Origin of the sequence: Algoriphagus limi, from assembly GCF_024919275.1 — a bacterium.
GTDB classification, from domain to species: Bacteria; Bacteroidota; Bacteroidia; order Cytophagales; family Cyclobacteriaceae; genus Algoriphagus; species Algoriphagus limi.
This window is the reverse complement of the sequence record NZ_JANWGH010000003.1, coordinates 714,327-737,144: the sequence shown is the minus strand read 5'-3', so window position 1 is coordinate 737,144 and position 22,818 is coordinate 714,327. Positions and strand designations below refer to the sequence as shown.

Annotated in this window: 19 protein-coding genes and 1 tRNA gene; 10 read left to right on the top strand and 10 right to left on the bottom strand. The window is 41.1% G+C overall.

Annotation, left to right across the window (positions count from 1 at the left end; all coding sequences use genetic code 11):
* The first annotated feature begins 65 nt into the window (after nucleotides 1–65).
* Genes mltG through NY014_RS15400 form a run of 3 tightly spaced genes read left to right on the top strand, consistent with a single transcriptional unit; the run spans nucleotide 66 to nucleotide 2,506 of the window.
* Nucleotides 66–1,118, top strand: a complete 1,053-nt coding sequence (mltG, locus tag NY014_RS15410) for an endolytic transglycosylase MltG (RefSeq protein WP_259415433.1) — start codon at nucleotides 66–68, stop codon at nucleotides 1,116–1,118.
* Nucleotides 1,118–1,525, top strand: coding sequence for an acyl-CoA thioesterase (locus tag NY014_RS15405; RefSeq protein ID WP_259415432.1), 408 nt, complete (start codon nucleotides 1,118–1,120; stop codon nucleotides 1,523–1,525). The genes mltG and NY014_RS15405 overlap by 1 nt, the downstream gene beginning before the upstream one ends.
* Nucleotides 1,526–1,534: 9 nt before the next feature.
* Nucleotides 1,535–2,506 carry a YihY/virulence factor BrkB family protein gene (locus NY014_RS15400; protein ID WP_259415431.1) on the top strand — a complete coding sequence of 324 codons (972 nt, stop codon included), beginning with the start codon at nucleotides 1,535–1,537 and terminating at the stop codon, nucleotides 2,504–2,506.
* Between the two features lie 74 nt (nucleotides 2,507–2,580).
* Here NY014_RS15400 and NY014_RS15395 read toward each other — a convergent pair.
* From NY014_RS15395 to trxA, 6 genes are all read right to left on the bottom strand, one after another.
* Nucleotides 2,581–2,665, bottom strand: a tRNA-Ser gene (locus NY014_RS15395).
* Nucleotides 2,666–2,870: 205 nt separating this feature from the next.
* Complete coding sequence (locus tag NY014_RS15390; RefSeq protein WP_259415430.1) at nucleotides 2,871–3,362, bottom strand: DUF6691 family protein; 492 nt, start codon at nucleotides 3,360–3,362, stop codon at nucleotides 2,871–2,873.
* A gap of 12 nt (nucleotides 3,363–3,374) precedes the next feature.
* Nucleotides 3,375–3,956: a YeeE/YedE family protein gene (locus NY014_RS15385; RefSeq protein ID WP_259415429.1), complete on the bottom strand. Its 582-nt coding sequence runs from the start codon at nucleotides 3,954–3,956 to the stop codon at nucleotides 3,375–3,377.
* A gap of 28 nt (nucleotides 3,957–3,984) precedes the next feature.
* The gene (locus NY014_RS15380; RefSeq protein WP_259415428.1) at nucleotides 3,985–5,388 is read right to left on the bottom strand and encodes a hypothetical protein; all 1,404 of its coding nucleotides are present in this window, start codon (nucleotides 5,386–5,388) and stop codon (nucleotides 3,985–3,987) included.
* A gap of 105 nt (nucleotides 5,389–5,493) precedes the next feature.
* Nucleotides 5,494–6,915 carry an MBL fold metallo-hydrolase gene (locus tag NY014_RS15375; protein WP_259415427.1) on the bottom strand — a complete coding sequence of 474 codons (1,422 nt, stop codon included), beginning with the start codon at nucleotides 6,913–6,915 and terminating at the stop codon, nucleotides 5,494–5,496.
* Nucleotides 6,916–7,002: 87 nt separating this feature from the next.
* Nucleotides 7,003–7,323, bottom strand: a complete 321-nt coding sequence (trxA, locus tag NY014_RS15370; protein ID WP_259415426.1) for a thioredoxin — start codon at nucleotides 7,321–7,323, stop codon at nucleotides 7,003–7,005.
* A gap of 161 nt (nucleotides 7,324–7,484) precedes the next feature.
* Here trxA and NY014_RS15365 point away from each other — a divergent pair, with 161 nt between their 5' ends.
* Entirely contained in the window at nucleotides 7,485–10,466 is a 2,982-nt protein-coding gene (locus NY014_RS15365; RefSeq protein ID WP_259415425.1) for a glycosyltransferase family 117 protein, read from the top strand.
* A gap of 49 nt (nucleotides 10,467–10,515) precedes the next feature.
* Here NY014_RS15365 and NY014_RS15360 read toward each other — a convergent pair whose 3' ends face one another.
* A complete protein-coding gene (locus tag NY014_RS15360; RefSeq protein ID WP_259415424.1) occupies nucleotides 10,516–11,292 on the bottom strand; it encodes a class I SAM-dependent methyltransferase in 777 nt (258 codons plus the stop codon).
* 61 nt (nucleotides 11,293–11,353) lie between these two features.
* Between NY014_RS15360 and NY014_RS15355 the strand changes: the two genes are divergently transcribed.
* Both NY014_RS15355 and rlmB read left to right on the top strand, forming a co-directional pair.
* A complete protein-coding gene (locus NY014_RS15355; protein WP_259415423.1) occupies nucleotides 11,354–12,589 on the top strand; it encodes a GWxTD domain-containing protein in 1,236 nt (411 codons plus the stop codon).
* On the top strand, nucleotides 12,562–13,338 hold the full coding sequence (gene rlmB, locus NY014_RS15350; RefSeq protein ID WP_259415422.1) for a 23S rRNA (guanosine(2251)-2'-O)-methyltransferase RlmB: 777 nt from the start codon (nucleotides 12,562–12,564) through the stop codon (nucleotides 13,336–13,338). The genes NY014_RS15355 and rlmB overlap by 28 nt, the downstream gene beginning before the upstream one ends.
* Here rlmB and NY014_RS15345 read toward each other — a convergent pair whose 3' ends face one another.
* Both NY014_RS15345 and NY014_RS15340 read right to left on the bottom strand, forming a co-directional pair.
* Nucleotides 13,339–14,412: a mannose-1-phosphate guanylyltransferase gene (locus tag NY014_RS15345; protein ID WP_259415421.1), complete on the bottom strand. Its 1,074-nt coding sequence runs from the start codon at nucleotides 14,410–14,412 to the stop codon at nucleotides 13,339–13,341. It abuts the gene before it with no gap.
* Nucleotides 14,413–14,421: 9 nt separating this feature from the next.
* On the bottom strand, nucleotides 14,422–15,390 hold the full coding sequence (locus tag NY014_RS15340) for a KpsF/GutQ family sugar-phosphate isomerase (RefSeq protein ID WP_259415420.1): 969 nt from the start codon (nucleotides 15,388–15,390) through the stop codon (nucleotides 14,422–14,424).
* An 88-nt stretch (nucleotides 15,391–15,478) separates the two neighbouring features.
* Here NY014_RS15340 and recQ point away from each other — a divergent pair, with 88 nt between their 5' ends.
* From recQ to NY014_RS15320, 4 genes are all read left to right on the top strand, one after another.
* Entirely contained in the window at nucleotides 15,479–17,659 is a 2,181-nt protein-coding gene (gene recQ / locus NY014_RS15335; RefSeq protein WP_259415419.1) for a DNA helicase RecQ, read from the top strand.
* 14 nt (nucleotides 17,660–17,673) lie between these two features.
* A complete protein-coding gene (gene purD / locus NY014_RS15330; RefSeq protein ID WP_259415418.1) occupies nucleotides 17,674–18,963 on the top strand; it encodes a phosphoribosylamine--glycine ligase in 1,290 nt (429 codons plus the stop codon).
* Between the two features lie 127 nt (nucleotides 18,964–19,090).
* On the top strand, nucleotides 19,091–20,404 hold the full coding sequence (locus NY014_RS15325) for a PSP1 domain-containing protein (protein ID WP_259415417.1): 1,314 nt from the start codon (nucleotides 19,091–19,093) through the stop codon (nucleotides 20,402–20,404).
* Nucleotides 20,397–20,849, top strand: a complete 453-nt coding sequence (locus NY014_RS15320; protein WP_259415416.1) for a gliding motility lipoprotein GldH — start codon at nucleotides 20,397–20,399, stop codon at nucleotides 20,847–20,849. Before NY014_RS15325 ends, NY014_RS15320 begins: the two co-directional genes overlap by 8 nt.
* Before the next feature lie 244 nt (nucleotides 20,850–21,093).
* On the opposite strand, the gene pgi is transcribed toward NY014_RS15320, so the two are convergent.
* Nucleotides 21,094–22,746 carry a glucose-6-phosphate isomerase gene (gene pgi / locus NY014_RS15315; protein WP_259415415.1) on the bottom strand — a complete coding sequence of 551 codons (1,653 nt, stop codon included), beginning with the start codon at nucleotides 22,744–22,746 and terminating at the stop codon, nucleotides 21,094–21,096.
* Nucleotides 22,747–22,818: the final 72 nt, after the last annotated feature.

Genomic DNA, 22,818 nt, shown 5'->3' with positions numbered 1-22,818 from the left:
TCCTTTCTAATTTCAGTTTTTTCAAAACACCGCTTTATTTATTTCCTTTTTCTAATTTTACGGCCATGCTCACTGACAAGAAGAAAAAACTTTTACTAATCCTGATTATCACTTTCTCGGTTTTGGGGATTTCCATGACCTTTTATTTCTATCAGGTTTTTTTCAGTCCGAATGTATTGGTAGAAAGTGATAATCGAGATCCCATTGCTTTTCGGATTCCTAGCAATGCAAATTATAAATACGTCGCTAATAAGCTTTTCGAAGAAAAAATAGTCAATGATCCTATCAGTTTTGGTTTTGTCGCCAAGGTTTTGGACTATCAGGAACTGGTCAAACCGGGTTTGTACAGCATTCAACCAGGAATGACTAACCTCGAATTAGTAAGGTTGCTTCGATCAGGAGATCAAACACCTGTACGGATCACTTTCAATAATGTCCGTACCAAAGAGGATTTGGCAGAGAAAATCACTGCTAATCTGGAAATGGAACCAGAGCAATTTTTAACCCTGATTCAGGATTCTGTATATATCCGCAAGTTTGATTTTGAGGAAGAAAGTATCATGGGAATGTTTATTCCAAATACCTATGAAGTTTGGTGGAATACCAGCCCTGACGCACTTTTTGACCGCATGTATCGAGAATATCAAGCCTTTTGGACAGATGAGCGAAAGGAAAAAGCAAAGGCTTTGGGATTGAATCAAAAAGAAGTCACCACGCTAGCAAGCATTGTGCAGGCCGAAAGTCAAAAAAATGATGAGCGTGACCGGATTGCGGGAGTTTATTTAAATCGACTTCGTTTGAACATGCCATTACAGGCCGATCCAACTTTAATATTCGCCTTAGGTGATTTCAGCATTAAACGAGTGTTGAATGTCCATAAGGAGACAGATAGCCCTTACAATACCTATATGTATCCTGGACTTCCTCCCGGACCAATTAATTTACCGGATATTACGGCATTGGAGGCCGTATTGAATGCTGAAAAGCACAATTACTTATACTTCTGTGCCAAAGAGGATTTTTCAGGTTACCATGTTTTTGCTACCAATTTGGCACAACACAATGCTAATGCGAGACGCTATCAAGCGGCATTGAATAGAGCTAAAATTTTCCAATAATGTACCAAGCAGACACTCAAATTCGCGTTCGCTATGCGGAAACCGACCAAATGAGCTATGTCTATTATGGCAATTACGCCATGTATTTCGAAGTGGGGCGGGTCGAAGCGATGCGACAGATTGGATTTTCTTATGCAAAAATGGAAGAGGAAGGCGTGATGATGCCGGTCTTGGAAAGTCATTACCGGTATTTGAAATCTGGGAAATATGATGAATTACTAACCATCCGAACCAAAATCCCTACCCTACCTGGAGTCAAGATCAGGTTTGAATATGAAGTCTTCAATGAGTCCGGAGAATTAATCACAGAAGGATGGACAGTTTTAGCATTTTTGAAAAAAGAAAACCACCAACCTACCAGACCCCCTCAGAATTTGTTAGCTTTAATGAAACCTTTTTTTCAATAGTAAGAATCTGTGGTCAAAAAGCATATTCGAAAAATAGAGGATAGAATTCACGAGCAGCTTTTGCGATTGCGCAAATTCCACTTTGGCAATCCAGACAAAAACCTCTACGACACATCCAAGCTTTTCATCCAACAACTTCAGAAAGATGATATCAACGAGCGAGCTGGGTCGATGGCATTCAGTTTTATTATTGCCTTATTTCCTCTTCTTCTCTTTTTGCTAAATCTGATTCCTTATATCCAGGACTTCTTTCCAGTAGTCACCACGGAGAATATTTTGAATTTCGTTCGGGAAATTCTTCCAATGGAAATTTATTTGGAAATGGAGGGAACAATCATGGATATTGTTTCCAAACCTCGGCAAAGCCTTTTGTCTTTTGGTTTCTTCTTCGCCCTTTTTGCATCCACCCAAGGAGTTGTTTCCATGATGAGTTCTTTCAATTCCGTTTATCAGACAAAAGAAAGTAGAGGTTTTTTCAAGAGCCGTTTGATAGCTGTATCCATTGTTTTTATTCTGGTTTTGACTATTTGTGCGGCCAGTACAATTATGATCTTTGGAACTATTGCTATTCAGCGCGTTGAAAACACCCATCTTTTCAATTCCAGTTTTTTGATTTTTCTCTTTAATGCCCTGAAATTCTTGGTTTTACTGATGGTATTTTACTTCACCTCAGCTTTCATTTTTAGAAATGCTCCTGCCGTGCACGATAAGTGGCATTTTTTCTCTGTGGGTTCCAATGTAGCCGGCCTGTTGATTACACTTACCTTTTATGTGTTTACTTACTACTTAACCAATTTTGCTAGCTACAACAAACTATATGGATCTATCGGTACCCTTATCGGTTTGATGCTATGGCTTTACATCACCTCTCTGATTGTATTGATCTCCTTTGAGATTAATGTGACTTTGGACTTAATGGATGAAAAGAAAAAACGAATCGCCGAAGAAAAGTATACGGAGATTGATTACGATGAGGAATGATCGTAAACCTTGAAAAACATTAATGATAGATAAACAAAAGAGACTGATGTTTTTCATCAGGCTCTTTTGTTTTGCAGAGGAGGAGGGATTCGAACCCCCGGTACCTCTCGGTACAACGGTTTTCAAGACCGCCGCAATCGACCACTCTGCCACTCCTCTATTTCCGATCCGGACTTTCTCCGTTTCGGTTTGCAAAAGTAAGACGATTCTGAATTTTGCAAAAGGCTTTTGGACATTTTTCAATTCGAATTTTTCCAAAAAAATTTTGATAAACTCCTTTTGGAAACCTATCTCGTTGATTATCCGACTCTAACAAAAAAAGCCGCTGATTTTTCAAACAGCGGCTTTCCTCAAGATTTGTGTGTTAATTCGGCAATTTATTTGCAAATCGACCATAAACCCAAGTTCCTGCAAGGGCAGAAATCAAGGTCACCAAAATTACAGTATAACCACTACCGATCTGAGCAAACAAAGGTCCTGGACAAGCTCCAGTCAACGCCCAACCCAAACCAAAGATAAATCCACCAATGATTTGACCTTTTCGGAATTCCTTATTTGGAATATTGATTGGCTCTCCGTGAATGGTTTTGATATTGAATCGCTTGATAATTTGAACGGAAATAATTCCCACTACCACAGCTGAACCAATCACACCATACATATGGAAAGATTGTAGTCTAAACATCTCCTGAATTCTAAACCAGGAAATAATCTCAGCTTTAACAAAAACAATCCCAAACAACACCCCCAAAATGAGGTATTTAAGTAATTCTAAGCCTTTTTCTTCGTATGGCTTTTTGTCAAGGGTGGTGTAGGATATGTTCTTTGAAGGGTTTTCTTTTTCTGCTACTTTCATTTCTTCTAAATTTTAAAATCCTACTAATTTCATTAATGGCTCAAGGAAAACGTGGGTCATTAGGAAACCACCAATCATAAAGAATGTAGTTGCCAATACGGACTGCCACTGAAGGGAACTGATTCCCATAATTGCATGGCCAGAAGTACAACCGCCAGCATAGCGAGTACCGAAACCAACCAAAAATCCTCCAACTACAAAGAACAACAAGCCTTTTGCAGTAAAGAGATTTTCCCAAGAGAAAATATCAGCAGGAAGAAGGTTGCCAAAATCTGTTACACCCAAAGCTTTCAAATCTGCCTGAGTTGCCTCTGATACAATGATAGAATCCGGGTTTGCCAGGAAATTAGTAGCCACAAAACCACCGATTAAAATCCCTAGGACAAACAAAAGATTCCAAATTTCCTTCTTCCAGTTATAGGTAAAGAAAGGAATACCTGAAGGCACACATATTGCACAAACATGTCGCAAAGAGGAAGAAATCCCGAAGGTTTTATTCCCCAAAATCAATAGCGCTGGCACTGTCAATCCGATAAGCGGACCTGCTACATACCAAGGCCAAGGTTGTGTAATCCATTCCATAAATTGATTCATCTGTTTTTACTTATTGTTTATTCTATTTTTAAAATCTATAATCCAAGATAATTGATGTGTTGACCATATTCACCCGATTGATCACATACTCTATCGGAGTCACTTGGTTGGCATATTGTTTCTTCCCAACTACCAACAATTGCAAATCTAATCCTTTAAAGAACCCATCAAAGCGGTAATCCACCAACCCACTAAAGTGGTAATAGTTTGGAATACCGTACTTATTTAATCTGACATCTTCGAAATCCGCAGTATCAGTATGAGAAGCTCCAAAACTGACCTTTAATTTATCATGGATAAAGGTGTGGTCATATTGGATCATAAATGAGCTTCCTCCACCTAGTCCTTCAAATCGCTCGCGCTGAAGGCTGACGAAAAACTGCTCTCTTCCCCACTCTCTTGGGAACAAAAACCTACCATGATTAGAAACTCCCAAATAATTGGCAGTCAATAAGGCATGAGGCCATTTGATCCCTGCTCGAAAGCCTATTCCATAGGATTTCTCCCCAGGAAGAATATAAGCTTTTGCTGGATCGGGATTCCCTCCATCCCCAAGCGCAGTCTGAGCAAACCCTTGAACTCCCCATACTCCATCTACTTTTCCGCCCCACTTGGCAGTGCCATTAGCCTGAAGAAAAGAAATTCCAAAGACACCCTCCGCGAGGTAATTCCAGGATTGGATGTGAAGATCATCTTTCAAGTATTCCACCCCTACAATCCCAATCCCCTTCGATTCAACATGGCGCCTATAACTCTCATCTTCCCCAAGAGGATTTCTTCCAGTACTGTAAAACCCAAATGATTCCTCTACAGGAAGCCATTCCAAAGATCCACGTGAAATCACATGTGAAAACCAAGCACCATTGAAATGGAAATTACTTGGGGTATAATCAATGGAAATTCCACTGAAAAGGTTTGGACGCATCCGATTATCAGAAGCATTCAAAAGAGGGCTTTCGAAATGATGCCTTCCTGCCCAAATAGATATATCCTCTTTTTGATAAGAAAGGTAAAGCTCCTCTAATCGATCCATATCCTTATGATTTGCCGGGTGATGAACATCATAAAGAGTAATTTCATATCTGTTACTAACCCCGGTTATCGGGTCTTTCTCTTGGATATTATTTTCATAATGTCTGAAAACGAAAAATCCACTGAACCCAACTCCAAATCCTTTCCACCGAGGACTGAAATATCCAAGCCCTGCACCTGTTCCCCAGGTACTATAATCCATCAGGTCTCCCTGATTCACTGTCGCCATAAAGAAAGAACGAAGATGGAACTCGAAAGAACCACTTTCCAGAACTTTCCCAAAGAGACGTTCTTGTGTAGGCTCTTCTTCAGTTTCATGGCCGTGCTGCGCAAATAAATTCTGAGCATTTCCAACCATCAAACCCAAGACCACCAAAAGAAAAACAAAATTGCGTTTCATTTTTATGTTAGAATTGTGACTTTGATCACATCTGATGGGTTTATACTAAAAATGGCAAGCCTTGCGGCCTGCCATTTTCTTAAAGCAACTTTTCTACAGGATTCATTATAGTAGGGTGGTCGGGCATACGTAATCAGAAACTTTGAATTTGCCCGATTCTTTAATTGCTGTGAATCCACCAGCAACGTCGATGAGATTATCATAACCTCTAGCTCTCAAAATAGAGTTGAAGATCATGGATCTGTAACCACCTGCACAATGCACGTAGTAAGTCTCATCCTTTTTCACTTTCAACATGGAATCATTGATGTAATCCAACGGTGCATTTTCAGCTCCAATTACATGCTCTGATAAGAATTCAGAATTTTTTCTCACGTCAAGAATGTGAATATCTGGATCTCCTTCTTGAATTTTCGCCAATTCATCAACAGTAATGGAAGTGATGGAATCAACTTCATGTCCGCTTTCTTTCCAAGCTTTAAATCCACCTTTGATGTACCCAATCGCATAGTCATATCCCACACGTGCCAAACGAGTCACAACTTCTTCCTCACGGCCTTCTTCAGCTACAATCAAGATCTCTTGCTTTAGGTCTGGAATCATCGCTCCTACCCATACTGCAAAGCTTCCGTCGATTCCGATGTTGATTGAATTAGGGATAAAACCTTTTGCGAATACCTGAGCGTCTCTTGTATCCAAAATCATCGCTCCAGTTTCATTGGCTGCAGCTTCAAATTCTGCTGGAGACAAAGGTCTAATACCTCTTTCCAATACCTCATCAATGCTGTCATATCCTTGGATATTCATCATTACGTTTTGAGGGAAATAAGCAGGAGGAGGAGTCAAACCAGTCAATACTTCTTTGATAAACTCTTCCTTGGTCATATCCTGAAGCGCATAGTTGGTTTTCTTCTGATTACCTAGGGTATCGGAAGTTTCCTTACTCATGTTTTTACCACAAGCAGAACCTGCTCCGTGAGCTGGATATACGATCAAATCATCTGGAAGAGGCATGATCTTGTTTCGAAGAGAATCGTAAAGATGAGCTGCCAGTTTCTCCTGAGTCAAGTCTTTAACAACCTTTTGAGCCAGATCAGGTCGACCTACGTCACCGATGAACAGGGTGTCACCAGTAAACAAAGCCTCTTCTTTCCCTTCCTCGTTGATCAACAAGTAGCACACAGACTCCATTGTATGACCTGGGGTGTGAATCACTTTGATTTTTGCCTTACCCAATTCGAAAACTTGACCATCTTCAGCGATAATGGCGTCAAATCCCATTTTCATACCGGTAGGACCATAAACGATTTTTGCTCCAGTTTTAGCAGCCAAATCCTTATGTCCGGATACAAAGTCTGCATGGAAGTGAGTCTCCAATACATATTTGATTTTATCACCTCTACGCTCAGCTTTTTCGATATATGGCTGAACTTCTCGCAAAGGATCAATGACTGCGGCCTCGCCATCAGACTCGATGTAGTAGGCTCCCTGAGCCAAACATCCGGTATAGATTTGTTCGATCTTCATAGGTTATGTTTATTTAGTTTCTATCAAATAATGTTTCAAATTTAGACATGGAATTTAGGGTCTTAAATGACTTTTGTCACTTCGGGATCAAGCATTTACCCCCAAATGAGATTCAATGACTTTCACAAGGTGATGAGCAGGCACAACCCCTGACTCTCTCCAAAGGATTTTCCCCTTTTGGAAAAGAACCAAAGTTGGCACTCCCCGCACTTGGAAAGTTGAAGCGGCTAGCGGATTACGATCGACATCTACTTTAACTATTTTCAGTCGATCCCCCACTTGTCTTGCCGTATCTTCCAGAATCGGCTGCATCATTTTGCAAGGGCCACACCAAGTAGCAAAGAAATCTACCAGCACTAGGGTTTCCCCATTGATCAATTCCTGAAAGGTTTTTGGTTGTGCGCTCATAATCTGCAAATTTTAATGATGGAACAAATATAGAGGGCGTCTATTAGCTCAATCAGTAATATTTATCACAAGAACGCATTTTTCCAAATTTTAAAAAGTGCTAAAAACCCATCACTTGGGAATAAATTTCCTATTTTCGTCCGTCAAAAATTATCGTATTGATGCCTAATTTTAAGCAACTCAATAACATCACCGGCTGGGTGATGTTTGTGATAGCAACTCTGGTATACATCCTTACTGTTGAAGAAACAGCCAGTTTTTGGGATCCAGGAGAATTTATAGCCGTTTCCTACAAATTACAGGTACCTCACCCTCCCGGTGCTCCATTCTTTTTATTGGTTTACCGAATGCTCAGTTTTTTGGCCTTTGGCAATGAACTGGAAATAGCCTATTGGATGAATGTGGGTTCAGCGGTTTTCTCAGGTCTGACCATCTTATTCTTGTTTTGGTCTATCACCCTTTTTGGAAGAAAGCTTCTCGGTATCCTCCCAGGTCAAGAAACCAAAGCTCAAACCATCAGTTTGTTGGGAGCGGGAATTGTAGGATCATTAATCTACACTTTCTCCGATAGCTTTTGGTTTTCGGCAGTTGAAGCGGAAGTATATGCCATGTCCTCCTTCTTTACTGCAATTGTGATTTGGGCATTTTTGAAATGGGATGTCATAGAAGACCCTAAAGAAGCCAACAAATGGATGATTTTCATTGCCTATTTAGTAGGTCTATCGATTGGAGTCCACCTTCTTAACTTGGTGACACTTCCGGCCTTGGCTTTGATTTATTATTTCAAAAAATACCCCAATCCAAACCTCAAAGGAGCTGTTGCAGCTTTCCTTTTAGGAGGAGTTGCATTGGTTATTATCAATAATATTATCATTCCGGGACTGCCAAGTTTGGCAGGTTCCACTGAAATTTTCTTTGTCAATAGTTTGGGACTACCTTTTGGATCAGGGATTATCTTTTTCATCATTGCCTTCTTGGGAGCATTGTATGCAGCTTACCGATACTCCTATAGAAAGGAGTTGGCAGGACTAAATACCATTCTTCTTTCCCTCATTTTTATTTTGATTGGATACAGCTCTTATACGCTTATTTTAATTCGGGCAAATCAGGATCCTGTCATCAACGAAAACGGCCCAAAAGACATTATCAGCTTTGTTTCCTACCTGAAGCGGGAACAATATGGATATCGTCCTTTGCTTCATGGACAGTATTTCACTGCCAAACTAGTGGATCAGGAAGAGGGTGATCCGATTTATAGAAAAGGAAAAGACAAATACGAAATCGCAGACTATCAACTAGTCAATACTTACGAAAAAGAAAAGACTACCATTCTTCCTCGTATCTATTCCACTCAGGAAAATCACAAGCGAATTTACCGTCAAAAACTAGGACTCCGAGAAGGACAAGATCCTACTTTCGGAGACAACCTTTACTTTATGTTCAGCCATCAGCTAGGACATATGTATTGGCGATATTTCATGTGGAATTTCTCGGGAAGGGAAAGTGATTTTACCGATGCACCTTGGATTGGCTTAACAGATGCGCTCTCAGATAAGTACCCTGATTACATCAAGGAAAACAAGGGGCATAACAATTATTTAATGCTTCCGCTTTTGCTGGGAATAATCGGTCTATTCTTTCAAGCTAAGGTCGATCCTAAGTCATTCTATGTAAACCTGATGCTATTCTTAATGATGGGTGTGGTTTTGGTGCTGTACCTGAACTCTCCTCCTGTCGAACCTCGAGAGCGGGATTACATTTATGTAGGTAGTTTCTATGCCTTTGCTATTTGGGCAGGTTTGGGTGTAATGGCTATTGCTCAAGGGCTTCAAAAGTTCACCAAGAACCTCACTACTGCTGGAGTAATTGCCACGCTTTTAACATTACCAGTGGCAGGATTGATGGCATCCGAAAACTGGAATGACCACAATCGTCATGGACGTTATTTCTCTGTAGACGCAGCCCGAAATTTCCTAGCATCCTGCGCTCAAAATGCAATCCTTTTCACCGGAGGGGATAATGACACATTCCCTCTTTGGTACGTACAAGAAGTGGAAGGTTTCCGCACCGATGTTCGGGTAATCGTACTTAGCTATTTTGACACCGACTGGTATGTAGATCAAATGACCCGACCAGCCAATGAATCTGCACCGCTTCCATTCTCTTTGGCTCCTGAGCGTTATCAGAAGGGAACGAATGATGTTTTATTCGTGATGGAAAGAGATGGATTGGATGCGATTTCGGCTAGGGAATATTTGAAGCTTTTGAATTCTGGCTCTAATCTATTGAAGATGCAAACTGGAGGAAAAAGCGAAATCAATATGGTTCCTTCCAGAAACTTAATCTTAGAGGTGGATAGTGCTTCAGTATTCCAAAAAGGGATCATCCCTTACGAATTCGAACCGCTCTTTGCTCCACAAATTAATCTTCAAATCAAAGGGCAATATGTAAGCAAAGGTACCATGATGTTGATCGATCTCATTGCTTCTAATAATTGGGAGCGACCGATCTATTTCAATAATACCTCATTGGCTACCATTGGTTTGAACTTAGAGGATCATGTAGTCATGGAAGGCTTAACTTATCGACTTCTTCCGATCCGCAAACCTTCCTTCATTCGCGAGGAATTGGTAAATGCTGAGTTGGCCTATGTGAATTATATGGAGAAATTTGCTTTCCGGGGAATGGATGATCCAAATGCCTATTTGGATGAGGAATATCGACGATTTGCTTCCAACCATAGAAGTACCGCAAATAGCATTGCCATGGCGCTTTTGGACCGGGATGAGTTGGATAAAGCCTCTGAAATCTTAAATAAGAACCTCCAGGTCATGCCGGATGAGGCGATTCCATACGACCTGTCAAATGGCCAATCCGTTCCTTTGTTTTTCGAGGTAGGCGAAGATGAAACCGCTTTGGACATCGTAGACAAAGTATCCAAGCGATCGTTGGATATGATTGAGTTTTATCTAGCCGAAAACCGGGATTATGATCGGGATATGATGATTTCGATCGAAATGATCCGCTATTTTATTCCTCTTTTGGAAGAGCGGGGCTATGAGGAAAAAGCTGAGGAACTTCGCACAAGAATGGAATCCTTATTAGGACCGGAGGAATCCGGAACTTTACTACCGAGACGATAAAAACTGAAAAGGCTGGAAGTGAAAATTTCCAGCCTTTTTTATTTGATTTTTATTTCTTCCAAAGAATGTAAAACAAATCCAAACCCTCTGAAGGATCATCGACCAAAGGATAATCTTCATGGCTAATCTGAACCACCGATTCTCCTTGCTGTTGATGAAGTTTGTTGCGATTCATCCGATTTAAAATTTCATAAGGCATTCGAAGAATCCAGGCCGGTAAGCGATGTTGCAAATCCAACACATCAAATCGCATAATCTTTTGCACGGATTTACGGTTGGCTTCATGATAATCCCACACTTTTTCATTTCCACCAATTCCTTTAGCCTCCACTTTATCAAAAATCCCCGCAGATAGATCAATTAATTCCTGAGGCACATATTCACGAACATGCCAAGGGTTTCTAGACAGGGTATGGGTATTGTTTGGAGTAGAAATAATGGCTTTTCCTCCGGGACGGAGCATTCTATAAATTTCTTCCAAAAAAAGTCTATCATCCTGAATATGCTCGATTACCTGAAAGCTCACAATCGTATCAAAGCTTTCATCGGCAAAATCCTTGAAAGGCGGAATAACAGCCTGACGAAAATCCACTCCAGGAAACCTGTTTTTTAAATCTTGGATTACTTCTCCAATCTTATCTATCCCGATGTAAGACTCAGCCAATGGAAGTAAAGTATCCACTCCCCTTCCTTCTCCACAACCTATTTCCAGCAATTTTCCACTGATCCAAGGTTTGGCAGCAATATAGGCTTTGAGCAATCGTTGGTGGATAGGATTGTCACTGACCAACTTATCTGAGGCAATTTCCGTAGTGTAGGTAGCCATGTAAAATTTTACTATTTTGGCAAAAGTAAGTTTAATTTTTAAAACCTCTGAAACCAACTCAATGAAGCAGAAAAACCTCCTTATTCGGATATTTTTTCTCCTTGTTCTCAGCTTACCTTTTTCCTTGCTTGCCCAGCAAAATCTGAGCAATCTAAATCAGGCTTTACGCTATTCCAGATATTCACGTTTGGGATTAAAAATTATCCCCATCAAGGTAGATGACAATCAATATCGTGTACAGTTTGTAGCGGAAAAGATTGAGGAAAATCCTGACTTGAATGCCTACAGTTTCTCATATGCAGTATTGAATAGCTATGAACAAAGCATTGAGTCGGAAGACAGGCAACTCTTTGCTTCTGAGGATCTGAGATATGATACAGACCGGCACTGGGTCTACGAAAGAACTATCATACTACCTGCTGACCAAACTCAAGCGATTGTTTTATTTACTGCCTTGGATACTCGACAGGGAGATGAATATTATTACCACATTGATTTGAAAAGTCCTTTTGTAGAAGATCATCCTACTTTTGGAGCCTATTATGCAAATGAGGTTCCTTTTGACCAGAACTATTTGAATGCTGAAGAAGCCTTACTGTTCAAAACCACCCAAGGTCCAAGCATTCATTCTTTCTTTTACCCTATGGACTTTGAAGTCCCCTATCCACCCATGGAAACCAAACCAGCTCCCGTTCCAAAAGAATTGGAGGTAATTGACCAAGGGGATTTTCTAGAAAATATTCCCAAAGCGCTGGATTCCCAGGGATATTATTTCTTTCAGCAGGATACAAGCCAATTGACCGGACTCTTAATTAAGACCACACATGAGGCTTTTCCAAAAGTGAGAGATTGGGACGAAATGGTCCAAATGGTAACCTACATTTCCACTCGAAAAGAACATGAAACCTTACTTTCGGCTCAGGATAAAAAGAGAGCATTGGATGAGTATTGGTTGAAACTTACCCGTAATCCGGAAATAGCGAAAGATTTGATCCGGGAATACTTCCGACAAGTAGAATTCGCAAATATTTTATTTACGGATTTCAAAGAAGGCTGGAAAACCGACAAAGGGATGGTTTACATCGTTATGGGACCACCTCAGGAAGTCAATTTCTATCTAGACCGAGAAGTATGGAGCTATCAGGGAATGGGCGAAAGTTCAAAAATTCGATTTACCTTTGCGCGCGTTAAGAATATTCTTACTCCTCACTATTACACTCTCAACCGATCCCGCGCTTATCAGCCGGTCTGGTTCAAAAACATATCCCAATGGAGAAGCGGAAAGATGGCTTTTTGATCGAAAAAGGCGAACATGACAAGGACTTTATTTTTGGTACTCGTGCAGTTTTAGAAGCAATTCACGCAGCTAGAGAAATTGATAAAATCCTTGTTCAAAAGGATGCCAACAATGATTTGATCAAAGAACTTCTCAAGGAAAGCAAACAAGCAGGAATCCCCGTTGTGAGAGTTCCGGAGGGAAAATTGAATCGAATTACCCGAAAAAATCACCAAGGGGTAATTGCCCATCTTTCTTCGATTTCCTACGCTTCCTTGGACAATGTCATTGACAATTGCTATGCGGTAGGAAAATCTCCTTTGCTTCTTGTATTGGATCAGGTAACCGATGTACGAAATTTTGGTGCGATTGCCCGTACAGCAGAATGCGCCGGAGTGGATGCTATTGTCATTCCTGAAAAAGGAAGTGCTCAAATCAATGCTGAAGCGGTAAAAACCTCAGCCGGTGCCCTTAATTTCATTCCCGTTGCCAGAGTCAAAAATCTGTTTTTTGCTTGCCGGGATTTACAAAAGATGGGACTTTCTCTGGTGGCAATTACTGAAAAGTCCGAAAAGGAAATGTATGAAGCTGACTTTTCTGCGCCGGCTGCTTTGATTTTAGGTTCTGAGGAAAGCGGCATCTCACCTGAAATCCTTCAAATCGCAGATGACAAGGTGAAAATTCCAATGTCGGGAAATATCGACAGTTTGAATGTATCCGTTTCTGCAGGAGTAGCTATTTATGAGGCTATCCGACAGCGAAAGGCCTGATTAAATAAAATCCTCGCCTTTTTTACGGGCATCTGTCACGAATTGTCTGAATCGTTTTTCACCGTCTAAAGGACAGATTAATAAAACGTTTTCCGATTCGCTGACTAGGTAATTTTCAAGCCCTTCCACGACAAGTAGTTTTTCTGAATCGGACCTGACGAAACTGTTTTTGGTATCAAAAAGGAGAGCGTTTCCTTCCACCACATTTCCTTCTTCGTCCTTTTCCCGGATTTCATGCAAACTCCTCCAAGACCCTAAATCTGACCAGGTAAAATCTCCTAAGATGACATAGACATCAGGGGATTTTTCCATGAGCCCATAGTCCACGGAAATGTTTTTGAATTGGGTGTAGGCTTTGGAAATAAACTCTGCTTCTTTATCGGTTCCGAAATTCTCCATCCCCTCATGAAAAACCTCCGCAAGGTCAGGCATATGATTTTCCAAAGCATGAACCAAGCTGGTACTTTTCCAAACAAACATCCCTGAATTCCAGACGAAGTCCCCACTTTCAAGGAATGTTGTCGCGAGTTTCAGGTTTGGCTTCTCTGTAAAAGTCTTCACCTTTAATGCTTCTTTTCCACTTCCTTCTACATATTGAATGTAGCCGTATCCGGTTTCAGGTCGATTTGGTTTAATCCCAATTGTAATTAACCTCCCTTCTGTCTGGGCTGCTTGAACGGCATTTTCTATGGCTTTGAAAAACTTCACCTCCTGCTGAATCAAGTGATCGGAAGGCGTAATTATCATGGTTGCTCCCGGCTGAATGGAATGAATTTTATAGCCGGCATAGGCAATGCAAGGAGCTGTGTTTTTATGGTTGGGTTCGCTAAGAATTTGATGATCTTCCAATTCAGGAAGCTGCTCCTTCACCAAATGCACATATTTTCGATAGGTAATAACAAAAAACTGTTCCGGCTCAGCTATTTCCCGAAACCGATCGTAGGTCATTTGGAGCAAGGTCCGTCCTGTACCAAGAATATCTAAAAACTGTTTCGGCCTTTTTCTACGACTGTAAGGCCAAAAGCGGGATCCAATTCCGCCCGCCATAATGACAATAAAAGGTTTTTCCTGCATTGATTCGATTTAGACGATTCCTTCCCGCATAAGTTCATGAATATGGATAAATCCAGCAATATTTTCGCCATCCAGGACTACCAGCTGTGTAATATTATGCCTCTTCATGCTATTCAAAGCACGGATCGCATATTCATCCTTGGCGATGGTTTTAGGATTTTGAGTCATGATATCTCTAGCTACGAGAGATTGGATATCTAAAGTTTTTTGGAGCATTCTTCGAAGGTCTCCATCCGTTACGATTCCTACTAATTTTCCATCCGAATTGACTACCCCAGTTGCACCCAATCGCTTGCTGGAAATCTCTACGATTACATCTGCAATTCCAGCGTCATCCCGAACCAAAGGAATTTCATCTTTTCGGATGATATCTTCCACTTTGAGATACAATTGCTTACCCAAAGATCCTCCCGGATGATACTCTGCAAAATCTTCTGAAGTAAATCCTTTCGCTTCCAAAAGACAAACTGCCAAGGCATCACCTAATGCCAAATGGGCAGTGGTACTTGTTGTCGGTGCTAAATTTAAGGGGCAAGCCTCTTCGTCTATAGTGGCATTGAGAACGTAGGTAGCTTGCTCGGCTAGATAGCTATTGGTATTGCTGACCATGGCAACTAGCAAAGAACCTCTTTTTTTCAATAATGGAACGAGAACTTTGATTTCTGGAGTATTTCCGCTTTTAGAAATACAAATCACCACATCCTCCTGCTGCACCATTCCTAAATCTCCATGGATAGCATCGGCTGCATGCATGAATAGTGCTGGAGTTCCTGTGGAATTTAAAGTAGCCACAATTTTATTGGCAATGATAGCGCTCTTTCCTACGCCGGTGATCACTACTCTACCTTTTGAAGTTAAAATTGACTCTACACAAGCCTCAAAATCACCGTTTAAAAATTCAATCAGGTTTTTAATTGCATTTGCTTCATTTTGCAAAACCCGCGTGGCAGTTTTTCTAATATTTTTCGTTAAATTCAACTTTACCTGCGTTATTCATTAATATTGTACAAAGGTATAAAAGTAATCCATCTATTGAGATTTTAACACCTGTTAATCACCCATTACAGTGGAAGAGAAAGTAAAATCGGAATTAAAGAAAATCTTTGGTTTTAGTCAATTCAGGGGCAATCAAGAACCTATTGTTGACAATCTCCTCAAAGATCGAAATACCTTCGTGATCATGCCCACTGGTGCAGGAAAGTCGCTTTGTTATCAATTGCCTGCAGTGGTCAGTGAAGGGACGGCGATTGTAATCTCCCCTTTGATTGCTTTGATGAAAAACCAGGTTGACCAGCTCAACGCAATTGGAGTCAATGCTCACTTCTTAAACTCTACTCTCACTAAATCGGAATCTAATCGAGTGAAATCGGAAGTGTTGGCTGGAAGAACCAAGCTGCTCTATGTAGCTCCGGAATCCCTGACCAAGGAAGACAACATCGAGTTTCTAAAGTCGGCAAAAATTAGCTTTGTGGCCATTGATGAAGCACATTGTATTTCAGAATGGGGACATGATTTCCGTCCGGAATATCGAAAAATCAAATCCATTGTCGCTCAAATAGCACCCGAACTTCCCATCATTGCACTCACAGCTACTGCAACTCCAAAAGTACAGCAGGACATTCAGCGCAATCTTCAGATGGAAAGTGCTGATTTGTTTAAGTCTTCATTCAACCGAACCAACCTTTTCTATGAGGTTCGGGCCAAGGTAAAAAATGAGACCAAAAAGCAACTGATTAAATTCATCAAATCTCATAAAGGCAAATCAGGTATCATTTATTGCCTAAGCCGAAAGAAGGTAGAAGAAATCGCAGATTTACTTAGAGTCAATCAAATCAACGCTGCTCCCTATCATGCTGGACTGGAATCCTCCGTCCGAATGAAAAATCAGGATGACTTCCTGAATGAAGAAGTAGATGTGATTGTGGCCACCATTGCCTTTGGGATGGGAATAGACAAGCCCGATGTACGCTATGTCATTCACTATGATGTCCCTAAGTCGCTCGAGGGTTATTACCAAGAAACAGGACGTGCGGGACGTGATGGTTTGGAAGGCCACTGCTTGATGTTCTATCGCTATGAAGACATCGTCAAGTTGGACAAATTCAACAAGGACAAAGCCGTAACTGAGCGGGAAAACGCCAAAATCCTTCTTCAGGAAATGGCTGCCTATGCCGAAACGGGGGTTTGTCGAAGAAAATTCATCCTCAATTATTTTGGAGAGACTCTAGAAGAAGATTGCGGCTATTGCGACAATTGTAAGCGGGAGCGCGAAACTTTCGAAGGGTTGGAGCTTCTGCAAACAGTTCTTGAAGCTGTAAAACAAACTCATGAACGCTTTGGATTGGATCACCTAGTGAATGTCATCAAGGGTGAAACCAATGATTATATCGAGAGCTACAAACACGATGAGCTTCCTGTTTACGGAAAAGGTAAAGACGAGACATCCAAAACTTGGACCTCAGTCATCCGTCAGGCCTTAGTGATGAATTTCCTGGAAAAGGATATTGAAAACTATGGCGTATTAAAAATCACTCCAAAAGGATTTGACTTTCTTGAAAATCCATTCGAAGTGGATCTTTACAAGGATCATGACTATGAACATGAGATTCAAAACGAACAAACAGAATTGGATGTGTCTGCCGGTGGAGTAGCCTACGACGAGAAACTGTTTGAATTGCTCAAAGCTGAACGTAAGAAAGTAGCAAAAGCCAAAGGCCTACCTCCTTACGTAATTTTCCAAGATCCTTCCTTGGAAGAAATGGCTACCCTCTACCCTACCACACGGGAAGAACTAGCTCAAATCAATGGAGTTGGAATGGGAAAAGTCGCTAAATTTGGTGCACCTTTCCTCAAACTCATTGCAAATTATGTGGAGGAAAATGAGATTGAAACGGCCTCAGAAGTAGTTGTAAAAACTGCCGGTTCTCGATCCAAAGTCAAAATTTCCATCATTCAGCAGATTGATCGAAAAATTGATCTGGATGAAATCGCCGACAATCTCAACCTGAGTATGGACGAATTGCTTCAAGAAATTGAGCAGATCATCTACTCAGGAACAAAACTAAATATCGATTACTACATTCATCACATCATGGATGAGGAACGTGAAGAGATCGTTCATGATTATTTTATGAATGCAGAAAGCGACAACATTCAAGCTGCATTGGATGAACTTGAAGACGAGGATTTCGCAGAAGATGAGCTGCGAGTCTATCGAATCAAGTTTATTTCCGATCATGCTAATTAAATCGAAGTAATTAAATGAATATACTATTGCTTGGAAGCGGAGGCCGTGAACATGCCTTCGCTTGGAAGATTGTACAAAGTCCAAAATGCAACCAACTTTTTGTTGCCCCTGGAAATGCGGGAACGGCAGCAATTGCAACCAATTTATCCATTGGAGTTTCTGACTTTGATAAAATCAAATCTGCTATCCTAAATCACCAAATCGACCTTGTAGTTGTTGGGCCAGAAGAACCCCTCGTCAAAGGTCTTGTTGATTATTTAGCTAGCGAGGAATCAACTCGATCAATCCCAGTGGTGGGCCCATCAAAACTTGGAGCCACCTTAGAAGGAAGCAAAGATTTTTCAAAGCGATTTATGCAGCGTCATCAAATTCCTACTGCTGCTTATGAAACTTTCGATGCCAATCAACTTGAGCAAGGATTAGCCTATTTGGAAAAACAAAGTCTCCCAATCGTCCTGAAAGCAGATGGTTTAGCCGCAGGTAAGGGAGTTTTGATCTGCCAAACTTTGGAAGAAGCAAAAGAATCTCTCAAAGAAATGCTCTTGGATCAAAAGTTCGGAGAAGCCTCTGCAAAGGTGGTTGTCGAAGAATTCCTAACCGGAATCGAACTTTCTGTCTTCGTCGCAACGGATGGAAAAAGCTATAAAATTCTTCCCGAAGCCAAGGATTACAAGCGTATCGGAGAAGGTGATACGGGGCTGAATACTGGAGGCATGGGTGCCGTGAGTCCGGTGATTTTCGCAGATAAGGATTTCATGGACAAAGTTGAGGAGCGAATTGTGAGACCTACAGTAGCCGGACTGGCAGAAGAAGATATTCCTTACAAAGGGTTTTTGTTTATCGGCTTGATGAATAAAAATGGAGATCCTTATGTAATCGAATACAATGTACGAATGGGTGACCCGGAGACAGAAGCGGTTTTACCACGAATTGAAAGCGATTTTGTGGATTTACTTTGGGCTATCGCTACCCAAAACCTTAAAGATTACGAATTAAAAATTTCCCCAGATTATGCCACCACTGTGGTAATGGTTAGCGGGGGCTATCCAGGTAGCTATCAAAAAGGTTTTGTCATTTCCATTCCTTCGGATGAGGAAAATACAACTATTTTCCATGCTGGTACCGGAAGAAATGAAACCGGAGATCTGACCAATCAGGGAGGACGGGTATTAGCCATCACAGGTCGAGGAAAAGACCTGAAGGAGTCATTACGGCGCACCTTTTCCACGGTCAAAAAAATCAGCTGGAAAGACCACTATTATCGTAAGGATATCGGACAGGATATTCTAAAATTGATTAAATAAACCCAAATCAAATCAGGACTTGGTCCTGTAGCAATATATGTCAGGATGTAGTAGCTGCTCCACCTCCTCAGGAGGTACCGGAGGATGCCAGAATAACGGAACCTGCGGCACGAGCGATTGTAATAAAATGAATTCCTTTGACTGGTTGTCTCACATGGGGATTCCCGAAGTGGACAACTTTGACATTGTAGAGGTCAAATTCAAAGGGGGCAGAAAGGAATATTTTAGAAATTTAGATTATTTGGATCTTCACACAGGAGATCCCGTGGTGGTTGATGTCCCTAGCGGACACCATATTGGCTATGTCTCCCTTCAGGGGGAATTGGTTCGACTACAAATGCAAAAACGCAAAATCCGGGATGATGACAACATCACTCGGATCTATCGCATTGCCAACCAAAAAGACCTTGAAAAATGGGAAGAAGCTAAAAACCGTGAAATCCCTTCTCTCTATCGTTGCCGTCAAATTATTCAGGAATTAGGACTTAAAATGAAGTTGTCTGATGTGGAATACCAAGCAGACAACAGTAAGGCAACTTTTTACTATTCTGCAGATGAGCGGGTAGATTTTCGGGAGTTGATCAAAATCCTGGCAGGTGAATTCCGAATCCGCGTAGAAATGCGCCAAATCAGCCTTCGTCAGGAGGCCGGTAGATTGGGCGGTATCGGTGTTTGTGGACGGGAATTATGCTGTTCAACTTGGCTTGTAGATTTTAAAAATGTCAGTACTTCAGCAGCTCGATACCAAAACCTCAGCTTAAACCCATCCAAGCTTAGTGGACAATGTGGCCGACTGAAATGTTGTCTGAATTACGAATTGGACACCTACATCGAGGCTATCAAGAATATTCCAACTGTAGAAAAGCCACTTCTAACGGAGCAAGGTCCTGCCAAGCTTCAGAAGACTGATATCTTCCGTCGATTGATGTGGTTTAGCTACAATAATGATAATGACTGGCATAGCATCAGCTGTGATCGGGTGGTAGAAATCTTGGAAATCAACTCCAACGGTGGTAAAGTATTCAACCTTCAGGTGAATGAATCCACTGAATTGGAAGACATGGCTGCCCAGTCTACTTTGGAATTGGAACTTTTGGATAAGAAATTCTCCAAAAAGAAAAAGAAGAAGAAAAAGAACCGAAACAGACCTCCAAGAAACCAAGAAGCTCAGGCTCCCAATACCAATCAACAAAGTTCACCAGCTAAGCAAGGCAATCAAAACACTCCACGGGAGGAAGCAAGAGCAACTAACAATCAATCCCAAAAGCGTAGAAATCCTAGAAGAAAGCCTAGGCAAAGGCCGGATATGGGTTCCAATGAAAATAAAAACCCAAATCAGGGATCTCCTTCGAACTCCGGGGATTCAAATAATTCACGTCAGAAACGTAGATTCCCACCTAGAAAGAACCAAAAACCAAACAATGGAAAAGGTGATGAATAAGTGGATAGGACTACTAGTTGCATTTTCATTCGTCTTGGTATCCTGCTCTGATGACAGGATATATGAAACGTATGAGACGATCGCTCCGAATGGTTGGGGAATGCAAGACAGCCTTATTTACGATATTTCATCTATCTCGGAAAAACCCGATCAATCCTTGATTGGAATTCGCTTTAAAGACGAGTATCCCTTTTCTAATTGCTATATCCGAGTATTAGTGAGGGATTCACTGAAAAATATTCTTCAGGATGAATTGATTGATATCACCTTCTTTGATGCTAAAGGAGAACCACTTGGAGAGGGCTTTGGAAGCACCTACACTAAATTTGACACAGTCTCTTTATCAATCAGTGATCAAACAAAATCTATTGTCTTACTCCAATATATGCGAGAGCAACAATTAAAAGGGCTTGAAGCTGTAGGAATAAAGCTATTGAAAGAATAAAAAGATTGATCCGACAGCACTTCTTCTGGTATGCTCACAAAGTCAATTGTCAAGCTAAGCCAAGTTGAAATCAAGTTGAGGAAATTCGAATGCCGGCCGAGCGGAATCAAATTTCAAGCTGAAAGAATTCAATTGTCATGTTGAGCGAAGTCGAATATCAAACTGAGCGGAGTCCATCTTCAGGCTGAGCGGAGTCGAAGCCCACTCCGCTCAATCTGACAGATAGGGTAATCATACTTTTATATTATACACTTCTCATCTTCTTGTAGGCATTGATCAGTCCATTAGTTGAACTGTCATGAGAGGTGATTTCATCCTCATTTTGAAGTTCTGGGAGGATACTGCTCGCTAAAACCTTCCCAAGTTCCACTCCCCATTGGTCAAAGCTGAAAATATTCCAGATCACCCCTTGTACAAAGATTTTGTGCTCATACATGGCAATCAACATCCCTAGCGTGTAAGGCGTAATTTTTTTCACCAAAATCGAATTAGTAGGTCGGTTTCCTTCAAATACTCGGTGAGGTGCCACCCGATCAATTTCTTCAACAGACTTTCCTGCCTGATTCATTTCCTTTCGAACCTGCTCCAAAGTCTTTCCATTCATCAAAGCCTCTGTTTGTGCGAAGAAGTTGGAAAGTAATTTCTGATGATGATCTCCAATTGGATTATGCGAAATCGCAGGAGCAATAAAATCACAAGGGATTAAATGGGTTCCCTGATGTATCAATTGATAGAATGCATGCTGCCCATTGGTTCCAGGTTCTCCCCAAATAATAGGCCCTGTGGTATAGTTGACTTTTTCTCCTGCTCTGGAGACATACTTGCCATTACTTTCCATATTTCCTTGCTGAAAATAGGCAGCAAAGCGATGCATATATTGATTGTAAGGAAGAATAGCCTCAGAACAAGCACCCAAGAAATTGTTGTTCCAAATTCCAATCAAAGCCAATATCACAGGGATATTTCGGTCAAACATGGATTTTCTGAAATGTAAGTCCATAGCATGACCTCCAGCCAATAATTGCTCGAAATTGTCAAACCCAATGGCACAGGCTATAGGAAGTCCAATCGCAGACCAAAGGGAATAACGACCACCAACCCAATCCCAAAACTCAAACATGTTGTCAGGGTCAATTCCAAATGCTTCTACGCCTTTTTGATTGGTGGACAAAGCCACAAAATGCTTAGCTATTGCCTTTTCATCTTTAGTATGTTCCAAAAACCAATTTCTAGCCGTATGGGCATTGGTCATGGTCTCCTGCGTGGTAAACGTTTTGGAAGCGATAAAAAAGAGGGTGGTTTCGGGATCGACTTTCTTTAAGGTCTCAGCGATATGAGTTCCATCCACATTGGAAACAAAAAAGATTTCTACATCTTTTGATTGGAAAGGTTTTAAGGCCTCCGTCACCATCACTGGCCCCAAATCAGACCCGCCAATTCCTATATTTACCAAGCTTTTGATTGGCTTTCCAGTATATCCCAACCATTGCCCTTTTTGGACTTTGGTGGAGAAAACCTTCATTTTCTCCAAAACTCGGTTTACCTCTGGCATGACATCTTCCCCATCAACATAAACGGGAGTATTAGCTCTGTTTCGTAGCGCAGTATGCAACACAGCACGGCCTTCTGTTCCGTTGATTGGTTCGCCGGTAAACATCGCCTCAATAGCTTCATGTAATTTGGTTTCTCTAGCCAAATCCAACAAAGCCTTAAAAATCTCATCATTGACTCTGTTTTTGGAGTAGTCAACCAAAATTTCCTCGAGGGTCAAGCTATAGCGTTCAAAGCGATCTTGCTCAGAAAATAAACTGGAAATGGTGAGGTCTTTATATTTCTCAGACAGGCTTTGTAATCTAGCCCAAGCGTCTGTATGTGTAGGATTAATATTCGATAACATAGGTTTCAATAGGATTGCGCACAAAAATAAGATTTATGCTTGGGGAATAAAGAATCTGATCCCGATGGAATG